General features: G+C 59.0%; 16 protein-coding genes and 5 pseudogenes. 13 read left to right on the forward strand and 8 right to left on the reverse strand.

Annotation, left to right across the window (positions count from 1 at the left end):
* Positions 1-433 precede the first annotated feature (433 nt).
* Genes iolG through FE840_RS19575 form a run of 5 tightly spaced genes read right to left on the reverse strand, consistent with a single transcriptional unit; the run spans position 434 to position 4,942 of the window.
* Entirely contained in the window at positions 434-1,429 is a 996-nt protein-coding gene (gene iolG, locus FE840_RS19555; protein WP_138289185.1) for an inositol 2-dehydrogenase, read from the reverse strand.
* A gap of 23 nt (positions 1,430-1,452) precedes the next feature.
* Positions 1,453-2,247, reverse strand: coding sequence for a 3-methyl-2-oxobutanoate hydroxymethyltransferase (locus FE840_RS19560; protein ID WP_138289184.1), 795 nt, complete (start codon positions 2,245-2,247; stop codon positions 1,453-1,455).
* 24 nt (positions 2,248-2,271) lie between these two features.
* Positions 2,272-3,492 (reverse strand): NAD(P)/FAD-dependent oxidoreductase, encoded by a 1,221-nt coding sequence (locus FE840_RS19565; RefSeq protein WP_138289183.1) that lies wholly within the window; start codon positions 3,490-3,492, stop codon positions 2,272-2,274.
* Position 3,493: 1 nt separating this feature from the next.
* Positions 3,494-3,808, reverse strand: a complete 315-nt coding sequence (locus tag FE840_RS19570) for a MocE family 2Fe-2S type ferredoxin (RefSeq protein WP_138289182.1) — start codon at positions 3,806-3,808, stop codon at positions 3,494-3,496.
* 42 nt (positions 3,809-3,850) lie between these two features.
* A complete protein-coding gene (locus tag FE840_RS19575) occupies positions 3,851-4,942 on the reverse strand; it encodes a fatty acid desaturase family protein (RefSeq protein WP_138289181.1) in 1,092 nt (363 codons plus the stop codon).
* 163 nt (positions 4,943-5,105) lie between these two features.
* Here FE840_RS19575 and FE840_RS19580 point away from each other — a divergent pair, with 163 nt between their 5' ends.
* The 8 genes and pseudogenes from FE840_RS19580 (at position 5,106) to FE840_RS19615 (ending at position 13,924) form a co-directional block, all read left to right on the forward strand.
* Positions 5,106-6,137, forward strand: coding sequence for a LacI family DNA-binding transcriptional regulator (locus tag FE840_RS19580; RefSeq protein ID WP_138289180.1), 1,032 nt, complete (start codon positions 5,106-5,108; stop codon positions 6,135-6,137).
* A 158-nt stretch (positions 6,138-6,295) separates the two neighbouring features.
* The gene (locus FE840_RS19585; RefSeq protein WP_138289179.1) at positions 6,296-7,108 is read left to right on the forward strand and encodes a TIM barrel protein; all 813 of its coding nucleotides are present in this window, start codon (positions 6,296-6,298) and stop codon (positions 7,106-7,108) included.
* Between the two features lie 117 nt (positions 7,109-7,225).
* A complete protein-coding gene (locus FE840_RS19590; RefSeq protein WP_138289178.1) occupies positions 7,226-8,149 on the forward strand; it encodes a sugar ABC transporter substrate-binding protein in 924 nt (307 codons plus the stop codon).
* Between the two features lie 63 nt (positions 8,150-8,212).
* The gene (locus tag FE840_RS19595; protein WP_138289177.1) at positions 8,213-9,766 is read left to right on the forward strand and encodes a sugar ABC transporter ATP-binding protein; all 1,554 of its coding nucleotides are present in this window, start codon (positions 8,213-8,215) and stop codon (positions 9,764-9,766) included.
* A gap of 20 nt (positions 9,767-9,786) precedes the next feature.
* Entirely contained in the window at positions 9,787-10,869 is a 1,083-nt protein-coding gene (locus tag FE840_RS19600) for an ABC transporter permease (RefSeq protein WP_138289176.1), read from the forward strand.
* A 99-nt stretch (positions 10,870-10,968) separates the two neighbouring features.
* A complete protein-coding gene (gene purU, locus FE840_RS19605; protein ID WP_138289175.1) occupies positions 10,969-11,853 on the forward strand; it encodes a formyltetrahydrofolate deformylase in 885 nt (294 codons plus the stop codon).
* A gap of 2 nt (positions 11,854-11,855) precedes the next feature.
* Positions 11,856-12,755: pseudogene (locus FE840_RS19610) on the forward strand (bifunctional methylenetetrahydrofolate dehydrogenase/methenyltetrahydrofolate cyclohydrolase).
* A gap of 35 nt (positions 12,756-12,790) precedes the next feature.
* Positions 12,791-13,924 (forward strand): Gfo/Idh/MocA family protein, encoded by a 1,134-nt coding sequence (locus tag FE840_RS19615; protein WP_171033806.1) that lies wholly within the window; start codon positions 12,791-12,793, stop codon positions 13,922-13,924.
* A gap of 206 nt (positions 13,925-14,130) precedes the next feature.
* Here the strand turns inward: FE840_RS19615 and FE840_RS19620 are convergent.
* Together FE840_RS19620 and FE840_RS19625 are read right to left on the reverse strand one after the other, a co-directional pair.
* Positions 14,131-14,946: pseudogene (locus FE840_RS19620) on the reverse strand (SDR family oxidoreductase).
* Between the two features lie 8 nt (positions 14,947-14,954).
* Positions 14,955-16,148, reverse strand: coding sequence for a phytanoyl-CoA dioxygenase family protein (locus FE840_RS19625; protein WP_138289173.1), 1,194 nt, complete (start codon positions 16,146-16,148; stop codon positions 14,955-14,957).
* Positions 16,149-16,245: 97 nt separating this feature from the next.
* Here FE840_RS19625 and FE840_RS19630 point away from each other — a divergent pair, with 97 nt between their 5' ends.
* The 4 genes and pseudogenes from FE840_RS19630 to FE840_RS19645 all read left to right on the forward strand — a co-directional run bounded on the left by FE840_RS19630 (position 16,246) and on the right by FE840_RS19645 (position 19,315).
* Complete coding sequence (locus tag FE840_RS19630) at positions 16,246-17,262, forward strand: LacI family DNA-binding transcriptional regulator (protein WP_246318952.1); 1,017 nt, start codon at positions 16,246-16,248, stop codon at positions 17,260-17,262.
* 262 nt (positions 17,263-17,524) lie between these two features.
* On the forward strand, positions 17,525-17,764 hold the full coding sequence (locus tag FE840_RS19635) for a type II toxin-antitoxin system Phd/YefM family antitoxin (protein ID WP_138289171.1): 240 nt from the start codon (positions 17,525-17,527) through the stop codon (positions 17,762-17,764).
* Positions 17,764-18,183 (forward strand): type II toxin-antitoxin system VapC family toxin, encoded by a 420-nt coding sequence (locus tag FE840_RS19640; RefSeq protein ID WP_138289170.1) that lies wholly within the window; start codon positions 17,764-17,766, stop codon positions 18,181-18,183. Before FE840_RS19635 ends, FE840_RS19640 begins: the two co-directional genes overlap by 1 nt.
* A pseudogene (locus FE840_RS19645) lies at positions 18,173-19,315 on the forward strand (tyrosine-type recombinase/integrase). The gene FE840_RS19640 and the pseudogene FE840_RS19645 overlap by 11 nt, the downstream one beginning before the upstream one ends.
* Before the next feature lie 140 nt (positions 19,316-19,455).
* On the opposite strand, the pseudogene FE840_RS19650 reads toward FE840_RS19645, so the two are convergent.
* Positions 19,456-19,821: pseudogene (locus tag FE840_RS19650) on the reverse strand (DDE-type integrase/transposase/recombinase); the annotation flags it as partial.
* On the opposite strand from FE840_RS19650, the pseudogene FE840_RS19655 reads away from it, so the two are divergent.
* Positions 19,813-20,151: pseudogene (locus FE840_RS19655) on the forward strand (DUF6088 family protein); the annotation flags it as partial. The pseudogenes FE840_RS19650 and FE840_RS19655 overlap by 9 nt on opposite strands.
* Between the last annotated feature and the right edge of the window lie 117 nt (positions 20,152-20,268).

Genomic DNA, 20,268 nt, shown 5'->3' on the forward strand with positions numbered 1-20,268 from the left:
GGAAATAATTGCCGCTCTTTCGTGATGTTGACGTCGGCCCAAAGCCAGGGCACAAAGATGGCATCCACGGTCGCTCGCGACAGGAAAACAGAAGAGAATCAGAAGCTATTTTGTTACGCCTTTGAAATTATGTGAAAACCCAGGTTCTCCAGGCGGGCCATATTTAGTCGGTTTTACGCTAAGATCAGCGATCATTTCTCACAGAAAAAAGCGACGCCTTCTCAACAACTTGAGCAATTCCGGCTGCTGTTTTTCAGTCCATCCGTCGTTTCGAAACGGGTCTCGCGAAAATTGGCTGGGGACCCGCTGTATTCGTAATGAGCTTTAGGTGACGGGTGTTGTCCGCCCCGACTGCATAACCAATTCGCCAGTGCAGCAGGTCCGGCCCCGGCTTATAAAAGAGCCAGACCTTTGAACGCTCGCCCGAGCGACTTTACGCCAAGGTGATACGTCGGCCGGTCCGAACGCTCTCCAGTGCGGCGTCGGCAAGCTGAAGTGCGAGCAGGCCATCTTCACCGCTAGGCGAGATCAACGCTCCGCATTCGATCGCAGCAATGAACCCGGCGATTTCATTGGCGTAAGCTTCGGTGTAGCGGGTCATGAAGAAGTCGTGCAGTGGCGGGCGGGTGTAGCCTTCAGTAGTTGCAACCTCAATCGAGATTGGGCGCTGGTTTTCCGCGCTGGCCGAACCCACTGAGCCGTGAACTTCGATGCGCTGGTCGTAGCCATATGTGGCGCGTCTCGAGTTCGAAATCACGGCTTGGCGCCCGGTGACCGTCTCGAGGATTACGGTCACACTGTCGTAGTCTCCTGCAGCGCCAATGGCAGGGTCAACCAGAACAGCAGCGTGAGCGGAGACAGACGCGATCTCTTCACCATCCAGCAGGAAGCGCGCCATATCGAAATCGTGGATCGTCATATCACGGAAGATGCCGCCAGAACGGCCGATATAGTCGAGCGGCGGAGGACCGGGATCGCGGGACGTGATGGTAATCATCTCGACCTTCCCGATACGGCCGTCGTCTATCGCCTGCTTAACCGCCATGAAATGCGGATCGAAGCGGCGGTTGAAGCCAACCATCAGCTTGGCGTCTGTCTTCTTGACGACGTCGATACACGCTTTGACGCGGGCTGTGTCCAGGTCAACTGGCTTCTCGCAGAAGATGGCCTTGCCGGCCCTCGCAAACCTTTCGATCAGATCGGCATGGGTATCTGTCGGTGTGCAGATGATTACTGCATGGATGTCGCGGGCCGCCTCGATTTCATCGATGGTGCGAACCTCTGCGCCATACTGAGCCGCGATTGATTGGGCGGCGGCCGGAAAAGCATCGGCCACGGCGACCAGCTTCGCATCTGGATTGCTGCTCACGGCCTTGGCATGGACACGGCCGATACGGCCCGCGCCCAGAAGGGCGAAGTTTACAGTCATGGTCTTCTCTCCTATCGGCTCGGTCAGCCGTTGATCATGGTGTTGAAGCGGGCAAGTTCGTCGGCCGGCACACCGACATTGTGTCGATCAGCCGGATAGGCACCGCTTTCGACGTCCTGACGAAATTCCTGGAAAGCAGCGATCCGCTCTTGCTGAAGGCGCTCATACTCCGCTGCAAAATTGCGGTATATCTTGGCATGACGGGGAACGTGGCCACGGGTTTGTCCGAGCACGTCGTCGGCGAAAAGATACTGCGCATCACAGCCAGCGCCCGCGCCCATGGAAATCATGAACAGCGAGGTGTTCGAGCTGATCAGTGCTGCAACATCAGCCGGGACCACTTCGATTTCGGCGGCGAAGGCCCCCGCCTCTTCCAAAGCCTTCACGGCATGCCATATCGAAAGCGCGCTCTCGGCCGTTTTGCCGACAGCCTTGAAGCCGCCGGTCCAGGTTGCCTTCGACGGGATAAGGCCGACATGACTGCAGACCGGGATGCCTTCGTCACGCAGCCTGCGAATAATGCCGAGGCTGGCTGCGCAATAGACGGCATCGCCGCCCGCTCGCATCGCCTGGAAGGCGGCTCGGAGATACTCCTCCGTGGTGATGAAGTCGCCGTATTCCAGGCCAGGAACAGCAAACACCGTCGGGGCCGCTTCGCGGAAGGCTGGTCCGAGCAAGGCCGGGGGAACGGAGACCATTTCGATCCCGGCCTTTTCAGCAGCCTCTGCCTCTTCGAGCGTGACAACCCGCAACATGCTCAATTGCCGCTTGCCCTTGAGTGCCAGGATGTCAGCGACAGTGGGACGTTTCAATTTCATGGATCTTCCTCTGGCGCTTGGCGCCTACAAAAGGGATTTGAGCTTGGTAGCAGGGTCAATTAGCGCTGCTGGATCCGGATGTGCCCGCCGTGCGATCAGCATCTCAGCGAGCCGGATATCGCGGGCAACGGCGCCTCCTCGGCCAAGGCCGCTGGCTGCGAGAAGTCTTCCATCACCATCGAGGTGAAAGAGGATCTCCGCGTCCTCGGACAAGGGACGAGCAACGGTGGAAACGGCGCCATCGGCCAACCCGGCCACCTGCAGCGTCAAGTCATATTGATCCGACCAGAACCATGGCACGGCGTCGAAAGCTTCGGCCTTGCCGAGCATGTTGGCCGCGGCCGCACTGCCCTGCTCCTGAGCGTTTCTCCAGGATTCGAGCCTAACGCGTCGGCCGCCATAAACTGCAGCAGGAAAGGAACAGCAGTCACCGGCGGCGAAAATGTCAGGATCATCCGTGCGCAGATGATCATCGACAGCAATGCCGTTTTCGAGGGCAAGCCCGGCTTGTCCGGCCAGAGCGGTATTAGGCTCTGTGCCAATCCCTACCACCAGTGCATCAGCGTGGATATGCCGTCCGTCGACGAGTGCAATGATCACACGCGCTTGGTCCTCAAAGATGCCCTTGACCCCCACGCCACAGACAATGTTGACGCCCTCTTCCTCGTGGCGAGCCTGGAGTGCCAGAGCCAGCCGTTCTGGCACACCGCGCATTAGCACACGCGGCTGCATTTCGATAAGGGTTACCATGGCTCCAAGCTTCCGGCCCATGGCTGCAAGTTCCAAGCCGATAAAGCCTCCGCCTAAGATGGCGAGGTTTTGGCCCTGCCGCATCGCACCACGGATGGCTGCAGCCTGCTCGACAGTCCGTAAGGTGTGAATGCGTTTCCCATAGCTCAGACTGGGAAGCTTCCGTGGCGAAGCCCCGGTTGCCAAAAGCAGTCGCTCATAAGCAAGCGCTTCGCCGCCTTCGAAAAGCACTGAGTGCGCGGCGCGCTCGATGGCGCAAACTCGAGACCCGCGGCGGTACAGAATTCCCGCTTCGGCAAATCGGGCCTCTGCAACGATTGCTCGTACGCTTTCGGCCTCTGCTCCCGCCTTTGACAGGGGCGGTCGCTCATACGGCAAATGAGACTCATCTCCGATGAGGCTGATCGTCCCCTGATATCCTTGTTCGCGTAAGGCAAAGGCGGCGCGGACACCCGCTTCGCCCGCGCCAACAATGACCATGCCGGAGGTGGCCATGTCAGCCAACCTGGATCAGCACGCGACCGCCTTCGACCTTCACAGGATAGGTCTTCAGGTTGACGCAAACGGGAGCGCCCTTGGCCTCGCCCGTCTTGTAGTTGAAGCGGCCGTTGTGTTTCGGACATTCAATGATGTCGTTCATCACCAGACCATCTGCCAGATGTACATGCTCATGGGTGCAGTGACCGTCGGTTGCATGGTATGTGTCCTCCGGGCTGCGATAGACAGCGAAGCTCTTTCCCTCGTGGTCGAAGCGTACAACATCTTCTTCGTCGATTTCGTCCGCCGCGCAGACGTCAATCCAATTGCTCATTGGGTTCTCCTCCCCATACTCAATTCGTGAAAGCCAGCCCGTTTATTCGGCCGCCGGGGCCATAGCCTCGCCATGAAAGTCTTCGCGATATGGCTTGGCGGTCGGCGGCAGTTGCCGTTTGAGGAAGTAATCCTCATTGCGGAGCTGGCGCAGGAAGGCCGGGATCATCTCGCGATAGCCATGAAGGATCGACGGGTTCGGCGCTGGCAGGTCATCCTTGATCATGGCGTGCAGCTTGGGCAGCGCGTGATAGGGCACCATCGGAAACATGTGGTGTTCGACGTGGTAATTCATGTTCCAGTAAATGAACCGACTGATCGGGTTCATGTAGACGGTCCGGCTGTTGAGCCGATGATCGATGACATTGTCCGCAAGGCCACCATGCTGCAGCAGGCCTGTCATCACGTGATGCCAGGCGCCGTAGAGACGCGGCAGGCCAATCAGCATGAAGGGCAGGATCGATCCCAGGTAGACAGCGAGTGCTCCCGTCGCGAGATAGATCACCAGCCAGATGCGTGCGACCCGGATGGCCTTCGGCTGTTCGCTTTCAGGAACGAACGTCTTTTCCTCAGCGCTGATCACCCCGAAGGCATTACGAACCATGTCGATCACAGCATGCCAGGCATCGAGCAGGCCGAAGAAGTTCAAGACCAGCCGCACAAGATCCGGCGGACGCATGACGGCGATTTCCGGGTCTCGACCAACTATTACGGTATCGGTGTGATGCCGGGTATGGCTCCAACGCCAGGTGACCGGGTTGCGCATAATCATGAAGCAGGCGATCTGGTAGACGACGTTATTCATCCACACCGTCTTGAAGGCCGTGCCATGACCGCATTCGTGCCAGCGACTGTCTGATGCCGACCCATAGAGAACGCCATATGCGAGGAAGAATGGTACCGCCCAAAGGCTGCCCCAGAAATAAATGCCAAGGCCGCCGAAGACGATCATGGCGCCGAGCCAGATCGCAGTGTCGCGGATAGCCGGGCCATCCTCCCGCTTCATCAATTCCTTCATCTGCTTGCGGGGAACGTCGGTGTGATACCACTCGGCCGCCGAAAGCCCATTGGCAACCGCAGCCTGGGCATCACGTCCCAGTAGGCTGTAATCTCTCTTGCTTTCTGTGCTCGTCACGATTTCCTCCTGCCTGTCCGGTTCTGGCCGGACAACTTCGCTCGACGAATGCCAGAAGGAATATCGCGGATTTCGATCTACTCAATGGGGCCTTGATATATTCTATCATTTCACATCATACTGGTATCGATCAATGATAGAATGACCTCAGAAAGGAGCGGATATGGCATCGCGGCCCACTATTGCCGACCTCGCAAAAGCGGCAGGCTTAAGCGTTGCGACTGTCGACCGTGTCCTGAACGGTCGACACAAAGTGCGGGAAGATACCGCAAGGCGGGTTTACGACGCAGCAAACGAAATCGGCTTCCATGCAGTCGGCTTGCTCAGGCAGCGAGTGTTCGAGGGACTGCCTCAGTACAAGTTGGGTTTCGTCCTGCAGAAGCCGGATCATCATTTCTACCAGGCATTCGCGCGCGAGATTGAGATCGCTGTGCAGAACCATCCTGGAATACGGGGTGTCGCGCAGATCGATTTCTGCACATCCCAGACACCCTCTGAACTGGCAGACAAGCTTCGTGAGGTGGGCGGACGGAATCAGGCCGTCGCAATGACGGCGCCTGACTATCCTGCACTGTCGGTTGTCGTCGAGGAACTGAAGGCGAAAGGCGTTCCGGTGTTCTCGCTGCTGTCCGACTTTGCGTCGGGCATCCGGGAAGGATATGTCGGTCTGAACAACCGGAAAGCCGGGCGAACGGCAGCCTGGATGATTGCCAAGACCGCGAAGAAGCCAGGTAAAGTGGCTGTGTTCGTTGGCAGTCACCGGTTTCACGGGCACGAGCTGCGTGAGATTGGTTTTCGCTCCTACTTTCGCGAACATGCCCCTGACTTCGAGGTTCTCGATACGCTTGTAAACCTGGAGACCGTACAGATCACGCATGAGGCAACGCTCGATCTGCTGCTGCGCCACCCCGATCTGGTAGGCTTCTACGTTGCAGGCGGCGGCATGGAAGGCGCGATCTCCGCTATCAGGGAAGAAAGGCTCGGCGGAAAGCACATGGTTGTGGTCAACGAGCTGACGCCGATCTCCCGTGCCGCACTTGCAGATGAAATCGTGACAATGGCGATCGCCACGCCGCTTGCAAACCTTTGCCGTGAACTGGTTCAGTTGATGGTGGAGGCCGTGGACAGCGGTCCAGCGACTGCCCCCGGGCAAACGTTCCTTCCCCTAGAGCTCTACGTTCCCGAGAATATTTAGGAAAGATAGAATTCCATCATGCCAATTAGCAAATTCTATCATAAATGAAATAGAATGCATCCATTTCTTCTTTGACGAACGTCATGAAACCTGATGATTTCGACGTCAGCGGGCCCTGAGGAGGAACCAGGGGCCGCCAGACACTTCGGGAGAATTTCATGGCTGCGCCCACTTTCGCGCTCAACCACATGGTTGCGCCACAGGTGCCGCTTGGCACTTTTTTCAAGCTTGGCAAAACTCTTGGCATCCACCAGTTTGAGATCCGCAACGACCTTTCAGGCAATGCCATTCTAGACGGGACCTCGCCTTACCAGGTACGAGAGCTGGCCGCAGCAGAGGGTGCGGAAATCATTTCCATTAACGCCCTTCAGCGTTTCAACGAATGGACGCCAGCGCGCGAGGAAGAGGCGCGCAGCCTCGCGACTTACGCCGCCGCATGCGGAGCTAAAGCACTCGTTCTGGTCCCAGTCAATGATGGCTCCGGCAAGCTTGAAGGTGAGCGCCAGGGTAACCTGCGCGTGGCACTGAAGGCGCTGAAGCCGATTCTAGAGCAGGCCGGCATCATTGGCCTCGTTGAGCCGCTAGGCTTCCAGATCTGTTCTTTGCGCTCCAAGAAGGAAGCAGTCGATGCCATCGACGCTATCGACGGCGTTGATCGCTTCCGGCTTGTGCACGACACCTTCCACCATGTGCTCGCAGGCGAGCATGAGATATTCCCAGCGATGACCGGGCTCGTGCATATCTCAGGCGTCGACGACGCTCAGGTCAGCGTGGATGAAATGCGAGACCCTCATCGCGTGATGGTCACAGACTCGGATCGTCTCGGCAATGTTGTCCAGATCCGCGCATTGTTGGCCCAAGGTTACGCAGGCTCATTCTCCTTCGAGCCATTCTCTCCATCGGTCCATGCCGCCTCCGACACTGTCGGGCTCATCAAGGGCAGCATGGAATTCGTGAAGAAGACGCTCTGACCAGATCCCCGGGCTCTCAGGAGGAGTTGGGCGCTCGGGCGAGTTGCCTCCGGGAAGGAGGCGTGCCGGCTTTAAGGGGTGTTGCCGGGCACCGCACAACATGTGGAGGAATGACAAATGAAGAAAATCGTAGCAGGTGCCCTTCTGGGCGTGCTGATGGCGTCGAGCGCGATGGCAGGCAATATCGGTGTTTCCATGGCAAACTCTGACACCTTCCTGACTGTCCTGCGCAAAGGCATCGAGAAGGCTGCTGGTGACGCAAGCCAGCCTGTTCAGATCGAAATCGCCGATGACGACGTCCAGAAGCAGCTTTCGCAGATCCAAAACTTCATTGCATCCAAGGTCGACGCAATCATTGTCAACGCCGTCGACACGTCGGCGACCGCTCCGATGACCAAGCTTGCCAACGATGCCGGGATTCCGATCGTTTACGTCAACCGCATGCCGTCTGACGTTGACGCACTAGGTCCCAAGGGCGCTTTCGTTGCATCAGACGAAGTCGAATCCGGTACGCTGCAAACCAAGGAAGTCTGCCGTATCCTCGGCGGTAAGGGCGACATTCTTGTCATGGTCGGCGACCTCGCCAACCAGGCCGCCGTCCAGCGTACCAAGGATATCCACGATGTCATCGCAACGCCTGAGTGCTCCGGCATGAAGATCCTCGATGAACAGACGGCAGTCTGGGATCCGGTCAAGGCGCAGGACCTGATGACCAACTGGATTGCCGCGGGCCATCAGCCGGCTGCAGTCATCGCCAACAACGACAATATGGCGATCGGCGCCATCAATGCCATGAAGGCCGCCGGCTGGAGCATGGATGATGTTGTGGTAGCCGGTATCGATGCCACTCAAGAGGCACTCGCCTACATGAAGGCTGGCGATCTCGATGTCACCGTCTTCCAGGACGCTTTCGGCCAGGGTGCTGGTGCAGTCGATGCTGCCATCAAGCTCGCCAAGGGCGACAAGGTTGATGCGAAGGTCTGGATCCCGTTCCAGCTCGTGACACCTGAGAACATGGATCAGTTCGTCACCAAGAACTGATGCAAGGATGAAGAGGCCCGCCGTCATCAAGGCGGCGGGTCTGTCATTCGGGGAGGAGCCGAGATGGCACGAACACAGGCATTGAGCCCGCAGACAATGCAGGCCGTACGGGCCAGCGGGGCCGTTCCACATAGTGAATACCTGCTTGAGGTCTCAGATGTGCGGAAAGAATTCCCGGGCGTCGTTGCACTCGACGATGTGCAGCTAAAGCTGCGACGCGGCACGGTGCATGCCCTTATGGGGGAAAATGGCGCTGGCAAGTCGACCTTAATGAAGATCCTTGCCGGGATCTACACGCCAGACAGCGGCAGCTTCAAGTTGCGCGGCGTTGATATTCGTCTCAAGAACCCGCTCGATGCCCTACAGAACGGCATTGCGATGATCCATCAGGAGCTGAACCTGATGGCACCCATGACGGTCTCCGAAAACATCTGGATTGGACGGGAGCCTCTGAGCCGTTTCGGCTTCGTTGACCACGCGGAGATGAACGGTCGCACGGCGGCACTCTTCGACCGTCTCGGCATCGACATCGATCCGGAAGTCAAGGTTGGGAAGCTTAGTGTTGCCAGTCGGCAGATGGTCGAAATTGCAAAGGCCGTTTCGTTTGATTCCGACGTCCTCATCATGGACGAGCCGACATCAGCCCTGACCGAGAAGGAGGTCAACCACCTTTTCCGCATTATCCGGTCGCTTCGCGAGGATGGAAAAGGCATCATCTACATCACACACAAGATGAATGAGCTCTTCGAGATTGCCGACGAGTTCTCTGTATTCCGCGATGGCAAGTACATTGCGACCTGTAACTCTGCAGATGTGACGCGCGACGACATCATCCGTATGATGGTGAGACGTGAGATCACCCAGATGTTTCCAAAGGAGCCGGCCAAAATCGGCGAGGTCGTCCTTTCTGCGAAAAGCCTCACTCTCAATGGCGTTTTCCGCGATGTGTCATTCGATCTTCGGGCGGGTGAGATCTTAGGTTTTGCAGGTCTCGTCGGCTCCGGCCGCTCAAATGTTGCCGAAACTATCTTTGGTGTGACGCCTGCAGACGCAGGAGTAATCGAACTCTTCGGCAAGCCGGTGCAGGTCTCGTCGCCTTCGGTCGCCATGAGCCATGGCATGGCTTTTCTCACCGAGGATCGCAAGGAAACAGGCTGCTTCCTTCTCCTCAATATTCAGGAGAACGCCCAGATGGCGGTGCTCCAGCAGCGATACGTGAATTTCGGCTTTGTCCAACAGCAGGAATTGACCAAGGCAGCATCCGATATGGCCAACCGGCTTCGCGTGCGCACACCTGATATGAACGAACCTATCATCAACCTTTCCGGCGGCAATCAGCAGAAGGTGCTGATCTGTCGGTGGCTGATGACCAATCCGAAAATTCTGATCCTCGACGAACCCACTCGTGGCATCGACGTCGGTGCAAAAGCCGAGATCCACCGCCTGATCTCGCAACTCGCAGGCCAGGGGGTGGCAATCATCATGATCTCGTCGGAGATGCCAGAGGTGCTCGGTATGAGCGACAGGATTGTCGTGCTGCATGAAGGTCGGGTCACAGGAATCCTGGACCGCGCGGAAGCCGACCAAGTCAAAATCATGGAGCTGGCGTCGCGTTGACGACCAGCCGGGAGGGAATCATGTCAGATGCCACCAACGAACTCGGCGAAACGTCGAAGACGGGCCTGAAAAAAGTACGCCGTTTACCGCCAGAATTCTCGATTCTGGCCGTCTTGATTGGAATCGCACTCGTCTTCGAAATCATCGGCTGGTACGTCGTCGGAGAGAGCTTCCTAGGAAACAAGCAGCGCCTCTCGATCATCGTGTTGCAAGTGGCCGTGACCGGGATCATTGCCGTCGGCGTTACCCAAGTCATTATCACGGGCGGTATCGACCTCTCGTCGGGCTCGATGGTGGGTTTCATCGCCATGGTCGTGGCGAGTTTTGCGCAAACATCGCTCAATGCGCGCGCCGTCTTTCTACAACCGGAATATGCCGCTTTCGGACTGGACTGGTTCATCGATTCCAGCCCTTTCTGGCCCATTATGGCGGGTATTCTACTCGGCGCGTTTCTTGGCTACATCAACGGGGTTATCATCGCGAAGACGGGAATACCGCCCTTCATCGCTACGCTCGGCATGATGGTGTCGGCGCGCGGTCTTGCCAAATGGTATACGGAAGGCCAGCCCGTCGCTCTCTTGAACGACAACTTCACCTGGTTGGGACAGAGCTTCGATCTCTGGGGGTTTCCGGTTCCGCGGACGGTGATCGTCTTCTTTATTGTGGCCACGATCTGTCACATTGCACTTTGCTACACCCGCTACGGCAAGTTTACCTATGCCATCGGCGCAAACCCGCAAGCCGCACGCGTGTCCGGCATCGACATCGGAAAGCACCTAATCAAGGTATATGCGGTTGCGGGCCTGTTGTCGGGCGTTGCAGGTGTGATGCTGGCGGCGCGTGCACAATCCGGCCAGCCTAATATGGGAGTCGCCTTCGAACTCGACGCTATTGCTGCAGCCGTGATCGGCGGCACATCGCTCGCCGGTGGTGTTGGCCGCATCACGGGTACTGTAATCGGCGTGATCATCCTGGGGGTCGTTACGTCCGGCTTCACCTTTCTCAAGGTTGGGGCCTACTATCAGGAGATCGTCAAGGGCGCGATTATTATCGCTGCCGTTGTGATCGATGTGCATCGCCAAAAGAAAAAATCCCGCGCCTAAACCTCCCAGGCCAACTGGGGCGATGCGAAGAAATTGGGATCCGCATCGCCCTTTTTCAAACTGTACCACCTCCAAAGATATCCGGAGCATCCGACATCCATGACGCCGTTTGTATTGACCGTATCTTGCCCGTCCACTCGTGGCATTGTTGCTGCGATCTCGGGTTATCTGGCCGACCAGGGCTGCAACATCGTCGACTCGTCCCAGTTCGACGATCTTCATACCGGACAGTTCTTCATGCGCGTCTCTTTCATCTCGGAGGAAGGCGCAGCGCAAGCCAAACTCGAAAAGGGCTTCGTGGCCGTCGCCGAGAAGTTCGACATGAACTGGAACCTATATGACGCAGCCCAGCGCATGAAGGTGCTGCTGATGGTGTCGCGTTTCGGCCACTGCCTGAACGACCTGCTCTATCGCTGGAAGATCGGCGCGCTCCCAATCGACATCGTCGGCGTCGTCTCGAACCACTTCGACTATCAGAAGGTCGTCGTGAACCACGATATCCCCTTCCACCACATCAAGGTGACCAAGGAGAACAAGCCGGAAGCCGAAGCCCGCATTATGGATCTGGTCGAGCAGACGGGCACCGAGCTCATCGTTCTCGCCCGCTACATGCAGGTTCTCTCCGACGACATGTGCCGCAAGATGTCGGGCAAAGTCATCAACATTCACCACTCCTTCCTGCCGAGCTTCAAGGGTGCCAACCCCTACAAGCAGGCCTTCGAGCGCGGCGTGAAGCTGATTGGGGCAACCGCCCACTACGTGACCGCCGACCTCGATGAAGGTCCGATCATCGAACAGGATGTTGCCCGCATCACCCATGCGCAGTCGGCGGAAGACTATGTCTCAATCGGCCGCGATGTCGAAAGCCAGGTCTTGGCACGCGCGATCCACGCCCATATCCACCACCGGACCTTCATCAACGGCAACCGCACGGTCGTCTTCCCGGCAAGCCCCGGCTCCTATGCCTCCGAGCGCATGGGGTGAACATGACAGTCATCATCGACGGAAAGGCGGCCGCCGCTTCGGTCATCGAAGCGGTAACCGTAGCGGCAACGACGCTCGAAAGGTCCGGCCATCGCAAACCCGGCCTTGCCGTCGTCATCGTCGGCGACGACCCGGCAAGCCATGCTTATGTTGGCGCGAAAAGCCGCATGGCCAAGCAGTGCGGCTTCAACTCCATTCAGCATACGCTGCCGAAACAGACCTCGCAGGAAGACCTGATGGCGCTGGTCGCCGCGCTAAACGCCGATCCAGATATCGACGGAATTCTGGTCCAGCTCCCCCTTCCGAAACATCTCGAAAGCGAGCCGGTCATCCAGTCGATCCTGCCGGAAAAGGACGTCGACGGTCTGCACATCCTCAATGCCGGTAAACTCGCAACCTGAGACCTCAAGAGCGGGCTCATCTCCTGCACGCCCGTCGGCGCCATGATATTGGTCCGCCAGATTCATGGCAAGGATCTCTCGGGCCTGAACGCCCTCGTCATTGGTCGCTCCAACCTCTTCGGCAAGCCGATGGCGCAGCTTCTGCTGAATGCCAACGCCACCGTCACCATCGGCCATTCGAAGAGCCGCGATTTGCCCGAACTTGCCCGTCAGGCGGATATTCTGGTCGCTGCCGTCGGTCGAGCCGAAATGGTCAAGGCGGACTGGCTGAAGCCGGGCGCGACCGTCATCGATGTCGGCATCAACCGCGTCGCAGCTCCCGAAAAGGGCAAGGGCAAGTCCAAGCTGGTGGGCGACGTCGCCTTTGCCGAATGCAAGCCGATCGCCAAGGCCATCTCTCCGGTGCCCGCCGGTGTGGGACCAATGACGATTGCCATGCTGATGGCCAATACCGTGATCGCGGCCCATCGCCGTGCGGGTGTTGCTGCACCGTGTTTCTGATAGCGTTCGAATGAGCCTCTAACCGCTGGGAGGGCGTGATGGGACTGGGTGTGGGGTTGATTGGTTCTGGCTACATGGGCAAATGCCATGCTCTTGCATGGACTTCTGTAGCGACGGTCTTTCCAGACGTCCGCCGTCCGCGGCTCGTCGCACTCGCCGATGCAACCCCGGAACTTGCGCGACAGCAGGCTGAGGCATTTGGTTTCAGCCGAGGGACAGGAGATTGGCGCGACCTGATTTCCGATCCCGCAATCGATGTAGTCTCCATCGCGGCCCCGAACCAGTTTCACGCAGATATGGCAGTGGCAGCATTGGAAGCTGGCAAACATGTCTGGTGCGAAAAGCCGATGGCAACATCTCTCAAAGATGCTACCCGCATGCGAGATGCAGCAAGACTCTCAGGCAAGACGGCGATCCTCGGCTACAACTACATCCAGAACCCCATGATCCGGCATGCGCGCAAACTGATTGCCGAAGGCAGGATCGGCGACGTCAATCACATCCGACTCGAGATGGATGAAGATTATATGGCCGATCCGGCCGAGCCCTTCTACTGGAAGAGTGAAAAGAAATCCGGATACGGCGCACTCGATGACTTCGCAGTTCACCCGCTTTCGCTGCTGGCCGTCCTCCATGGACGCATCACCTCCGTCGTCGCCGACATGGCTAAACCCTATCCAGACAGGCCGGCCAATAATGGTGGTCGTCGCAATGTCGAGAACCACGACATCGCCCAGGCTCTGTTTAGGACTGAGCTAGGCGCTTCGGGTGTGCTGATGGTCAACCGTTCAGCCTGGGGCAGGAAAGGTCGAATTGCGCTACAGATCTTCGGCTCCAGGGGATCAATCCTCTACGATCAGGAGCGGATGAACGAGCTGCAGATCTATATGACCGAAGATCCGGCTGATCTTCAGGGCTACCGTACGATACTCGCGGCACCGCCCCATCCGCCCTATCGCGAGTTTGTCCCTGCACCGGGTCATGGTTTAGGCTTCAACGAACTAAAGGTGATTGAGTGCCATGAGCTGCTCCAGGCGATCTCTGGCGAACACGACGCCTATGTCATCGACTTCGAACGTGGCCTGGAAATAGAGCGGACAGTGCATGCGGCGGCACAATCGCTAGAAGCTGGCGCGTGGATCAACGTCGAGTCCATAAGCCCGCAATAATCTTAGAGCGCGCAATCCTGTTGTCTATTTCAGTGGACAGACCACCTGGCCAAGCGCCCGAAATGAGTGCGCCCTTGCCGCCACTTCCCTGCCCAAGCAGATCGTAAAGAGCCAGGTGCTTTTAGGAAAGCGATACCAGCACATCGAAGCGATGGTTACACCGGAGGGAAGCCCGAAGGGGGTTCCACGGCTTCCCTCGCCTCTCCTCAGAGCGTCATCTTGTACCGCGGATGGGGGCTGTCCTCATACGCGCCCCAGATCGACTGGTCGAAATTGATGGTGGCGCCGGTCATCAGGCCGCTCTCCTCCGACGAGAGATAGGCACAGGCGCGTGCCACTTCGGCGGGGTCGACAAGCCGACCGAAGGGCTGGCGGGCGGCAGCCTCCTGTAGCCAGTCCGCCGAGGCACCATGATATTCCCGCTGGATTCGATCCTCGCCGTCGCTCGACATCCAGCCGATATTCAGCCCGTTGCAGCGAATGCGGTTCTTCAACAGACCGAAGGCGACGTTGCGGGTCAGCGTATCGAGCGCGCCCTTGGAGGCGCAATAGGCGGCGATGAAGGGCTGACCGGCCATCGATGACATGGAGGAGATGTTGACGATCGTGCCGTCGACGCCATCGCGCAGCATCAGCTTCACCGCATCCTAGATCAGGAAGAAGGGCGCGCGGGTATTGATCGCGAACATTCGGTCGAACAACGCCTCGTCGGTGTCGAGGATCGTGCCGCGATCGGTGATGGCAGCGACATTGACGATGGCATCGACACGGCCGAACTTTTCATCGGCAGCAGCGACGACCCGGCGGCAATCGGAAACCTCCCCGAGATCAGCGGCTACGAAATGCACCGAGGTGCCATACCGTTCCGCAATTTCACGGGCCGTGACCTCCCCTTTCTCGCGGCTGCGGCCGCAGATGATCAGGCCTTTTGCACCGCGCTCGGCAAACAGCCGCGCGACTTCCGCGCCCAGCCCCTGTGTGCCGCCGGTGACCACGGCGATCTTGTTGTCCAGTCCTCCCATTGTCTTCCTCATGCCCTGCGCTTGGCAGCCTGTGTCTCGACGAGCGCTGCGAAGGCCTCCGGCTCCATGCCCGCCTCGAGTGCTTCCGTCATCATGGTGTTCTGCGTTTTCGGCGCAAGGCCACCGACCGGCGGATCGCTGTCGAGATTGGTCGGGAAGGCATAACCTTCCGCGGTGGCCGCAATGGCATTGGCGATTTCGGCCGAAGTCAGCGTGCCCGTCCTATGGGCCGCGAACAGCGCCGGATAGACCGCCTTGCACATCGCGTCGCGGTCGACGCTCTCCATGGCGCGGCCAAAGGCCGAGGAGACCTGCAGCAGGTTCGCCATGCGCCAGATGTCCTTAGAGACGTTGTTGCCGGCGCCATGCATCAGGGCCGGATTGAAGAAGACAGCGTCGCCCTTCGACAGCGGCAGCTGCTCGTGGCTCTCGGCGAACACAGCCTGGAATTCCGGCCGGCCGAAGGCGAGGTAGCCTTCGAAGAAGCTCTGAGAATAAGGCAGGAAAAGCGTCGGACCGCTTTCGACCGGCATGTCGCAATGGGCGACTGCGCCCTGGAGCGTCAGTAGCGGCGAGACCGCGTGGATATGGCCAGGATAGGCCTGCATCTGTTCCGGAGACATGAAGCCGAGGTGATAATCGCGGTGCGGGACCTGCGCCTTGCCGCCGGGGTTTACCCGGTTCATCTGCGCCGTCATCTGATAGCCGCGGCCGAGCCAGGCTTCCGACGCCATGGCGATCGCGTTCGAGGCATAATAGCGGGCGAAATTGTCGGGGTCGGCGAGCGCGTGTTTCTGCAGCGAATTCCAGATGCGGTCATTGGCGCCGGGCTTGGCGAAGTGGTCAGCGGCCGCCTTGCCGCCTTCCTTCTCGGCCTTGACGATTCCGTTGAAGACCTCGGTCGCGCGATCGACGACCGCAAGATCGGCAATGGCATTTTTGATGACGATGACGCCGGGGCCATTCGTGAAGACCTCGACCCATTCGGCCATCAATTCGCGACGGGCCTCCGGATCGCGGGCGATGTCGCGCACCGCCGATCCGTTATAGAGGAGCACGTTCTTCTCCACCCCGGCGGCGAACGGCCAGTCTTCGCGCCTGGTCTTTTGCGCCACCAGCGCCTTGAAGGCCTCGATGTCGCCGGCCTGACTGTCGAGCCAGACCTTGTCGCGGCGACGGCTGGTCAGTGTTCTCTGGTCCATGGTCTCCTCCCGAATTCCTCATCCACCTTGACCATAGTCAGGCGACGGGCGAGAGATTAGCGGCAAAACACCTCAAAAGCACCTCAAGGCCCAAACCATGCGCCCGCCCTTCCCGCTCAAGGACATCGCCCTGCAATCGGGCCTCAGTCTCGCCACCGTCGATCGGGCGCTGCATGGTCGCGGGCATGTGGCGAAGGCGACGGGACTTCGCATCGAGGCGGCGATCGCGGAACTGGAACGGCAATATGCCGAGGCGAGGATCGGCGGGCGCCGCCTCGTTATCGACGTCGTCATGGAAACGCCGCAGCGGTTTTCGAATGCCGTGCGGACGGCCTTCGATGCCGAACTGCCGGGCATGCGGCCGGCTTCGCTATCGGCGCGCTTTCACGTGGCCGAGACTATGGAGGAACGCGATCTCCTCGCTATCCTCAAGCGCATTCGCCGGCGCGGCAGCCATGGCGTCGTCGTCAAGGTGCCCTCGACGCCGGCGATCGCGGCGATGGCAGCCGAGTTGATGGCGAGCGGCATTCCTGTGGTGACCCTGGTGACCGACCTGCCCGCGCCATCGCGTCTCGGCTATGTCGGCATGGACAATCACGTGGCAGGGGCGACCGCCGCCTATCTCATGGCACGCATGGCGGGGCCGGACGGGGGCAAGGTGCTGCTGACGCTGTCGAGCGCCCGCTTTTCCGGCGAGGAGGATCGCCACCATGGTTTTTGCGACGCCCTTTACAAGGACGCGCCGCATCTTGACATCGTGACGATTTCGGAAGGCTTCGGCGTCGATCGCACCACAGAGAGTTTGGTGAAATCAGCGCTCAGCGCCAACCCCGAGATCCGGGCCGTCTATTCGATCGGTGGCGGCAACCGGGCGATCCTCCGCGCCTTCGAGGAGGAGAAGCGCCGGATCGACGTCTTTGCCGCCCATGACCTCGACGCCGACAACCGAAGCCTCCTGGCCCGAGGCCATCTCACCTTCGTCATTCATCACGACCTGCGGCAGGACGCCCGCAGCACCTGCCAGATGGTCATGGCGCATCACCGCATGCTTCCGAGGGATTTCCAGGTGGCACCGTCGCGAGCTGCAATTGCAACGCCATACGAAGTGCTCTGAAACAGACAGATCGTCGCATCGTCGCACCCGCCACAGGTCCGTTACTCGGTCGTCTAGGAGTCTGACCTGTGCCTTGGTCGACGGCGAGTGATGGTCATATCTCGCTCTTGAAAGGAATCGAACCGCCGGGCCCTAAGTCGACTAGACTAAGCCCTCGATAAATATCCCTTATCGAATGTTAACTAGTCAACCTATTGACCATATCGGCGACCACGGCTAGCCTATCTTCAAATCGCAGGAGATATGAGCGAGGGAATTGCCCATGACTGTTACAGTTAAAGTCGCCGAGGCAAAAACGCATTTGTCTGAACTGCTTGCTCGCGTCGAAGCTGGCGAGGACTTTATAATTGCCCGTGGAAACGATCCTGTAGCGCGTTTGGTGGCCATGGACGAACGCCGTCAGCGACTGACCGCGATCGAGGCCTTGCGAGCGTTGCGCGCGCAGGCCAAGCCCGTCACCCATCAAGAAATCCAGGAATGGAAGCAGGAAGGCCGGCGCTGATGGCCTTTGTCGTTGATGCCTCCATCGCTGGCGCGTGGTTGCTGCCGGACGAGGACAATGCAACCGCCGAGCGGGCAATGACCCGCATGGCGGAGGAAGACGCGGTGGCGCCCGATCTGCTTCGGCATGAAATTCGCAGCATTCTACTGAGCGCCGAGAAACGCGAGCGGATTTCGGCCGATTTTGTTCATTCGGCGCTGGCACGGTTTCGCGACCTGCCATTGCAACTGAGTGGAGCCGGCGACGACACTGAGGTAGTGCGTCTGTCCCGGAAATACCGTCTCAGCGCATACGATGCCGCCTACCTCGCTCTAGCACTTCTCGAACAACTCCCTCTGGCCACGCTCGACCGTCGACTGGTAGAGGCTGCCAATGCAGAAGGTGTGGCGGTGTTTGGATCGCCTGAGCATGAGCATTGATCGCCCTGCGCAGCTCGCGGCCCGAGTAGCGACACTCGATACGATTGCCGCCGTTCTACCCATGGACCGACGAGACGAGCTGGCGGAAATGTTGACCGATCAGGACATCGAGACCCTTCGCCATCTCGTCAACGAGGGCATGGGTGCCAACACGCTGCGCGCGCTGGCCTCCGATCTTGCTTACCTGCAGGCCTGGTCGCTGGCCGCAACGGGCCGCTCGCTCCCCTGGCCAGCACCCGAAGCGCTGCTTCTCAAATTCGTCGCGCACCACCTGTGGGGCGCAGAGAGGGGTCTGACGGATCCGGAACACGGGATGCCCGCGGATGTCGACGACAAGCTCCGGATCCAGGGATTTCTGCGGACGCTCGGACCGCATGCACCCGACACCGTGCGCCGGCGTCTTTCCACCTGGTCGACATTGACGAAATGGCGCGGGCTGGATGGCTTTTTCAGCTCCCCTGCCCTCAGATCCGCAATTCGACTTGCGGTGCGTGCAACGCCACGGCCACGGAAGCGAAAAAGCGCCAAGGCCGTCACCGGGGATATCCTATCCAGACTGCTCGCAACCTGCAAGACGGGAAGCCTGCGTGATGTCAGGGACCGTGCGATCCTAATGGTTGCCTTTGCCTCGGGTGGCCGTCGCCGCAGCGAAATCGCTGGCCTCAGGATCGAGCAGCTGCAACCGGAAGAGCCGATCCAGTTAGATGGGGGCCCTCCCCTGCTATCTTTTTCCATTCATCTCGGTCGCACCAAAACCAGCGCCGCCGACCGTGATGAAGTAGTCTACATCAGCGGTCGACCGGTCGAGGCGCTGAACGCCTGGCTTGTGGCTGCAAAAATCGACCATGGTACGGTCTTCAGGGCAATCGATCGGTGGGGCAATGTTTCGCGCCGGCCGCTCGACCCGAAGGCGGTTAACGACATCGTCAAACAGCGGGCTGAACTGGCCGGGCTCGATCCGGCGGAATTTTCGGCCCATGGTCTGCGTTCCGGCTAGCTGACTGAAGCAGCGAACCGCGGGATTCCACTCCCAGAGGCCATGGAGCAGTCGCGGCATCGATCCGTTCAGCAGGCATCGGAATACTACAATAGCGCGACCAGGCGGAGCGGAAGGGCGGCGCGGCTTCTCTAGGTTTTGGTAGGATAGCTCATCGAGGTAACTCAAGGCCGACGCTCGTTGCCGAGCAAGCGATAGGGATGGGTCGAGCCGACGGTATTGCCAAGTTGTTTGAGCGTCGTAGCGACGGTCCCGATGAGGAAAAACCAGTCTTTCATTTCAGTAGTATGGTCTGCCCATAGGCAGAATGCGTCAGCCCTCGCGTGGCGGTATGACATGGCGGTGAGGTTGTAACGGCATGGCCGAAAGATCGTGTTGATTTGGTCATGAGCTGACAGAAAACGTTGCGCCTGACGATGCGATTTGAACCTCCCCATAATCGTCTCGCGTTTCCGGGACAGACGGCGTGGATTTTCAATTCTATTGTTCAAGCCCTTGTGAGCCCGATGATCGGCATTCGGCGCGATGGCCTGTATCGGCTTGAGGCAGCTGCCAAGCTTGTCAGTTACGACGACGCCTGGCTTGCCAAATTGTCTGACCACACTGGAGAAAAAGCGCTTGGCAGCCTTGGTGTTGCGGCGAATGGTGCGGCGGCAGCCAATGCCCTTGGGCTCACCACGCAAGTTCCAGTCCGCTCCATCTACCTGACCTCTGGGCGCAGCCGGACTATCAATGTCGGAAGCCAAAAGGTCGAGCTCAAGCATGTCCCTTGCTGGCAGTTATCCCTCGCCAACCGGTCAGCAGGCGTAGCTGTTCGCGCACTCGCCTGGCTGGGGCCGGAGCGAGCGGAAGACGCACTCTTTGCCATCAGGCGGAAACTGGCCCCAGAAGCGTTCAACGAACTTGTCGCTGCAGCACCTCAGTTTCCAAACTGGCTCGCGCGAAGCGTCGGAATGGTGACGTATGACTGATCAATTCCTCCAACTATCGGCCGAAGACAAGTGGCCTGCTGTAAGGACCTATTTCCGTCGCTCGTTCAACGTACCTGAATGACTGATGAGCATGCTCCATACCAACCCGAACGCTGC

Source organism: Peteryoungia desertarenae, from assembly GCF_005860795.2.
GTDB classification, from domain to species: Bacteria; Pseudomonadota; Alphaproteobacteria; order Rhizobiales; family Rhizobiaceae; genus Allorhizobium; species Allorhizobium desertarenae.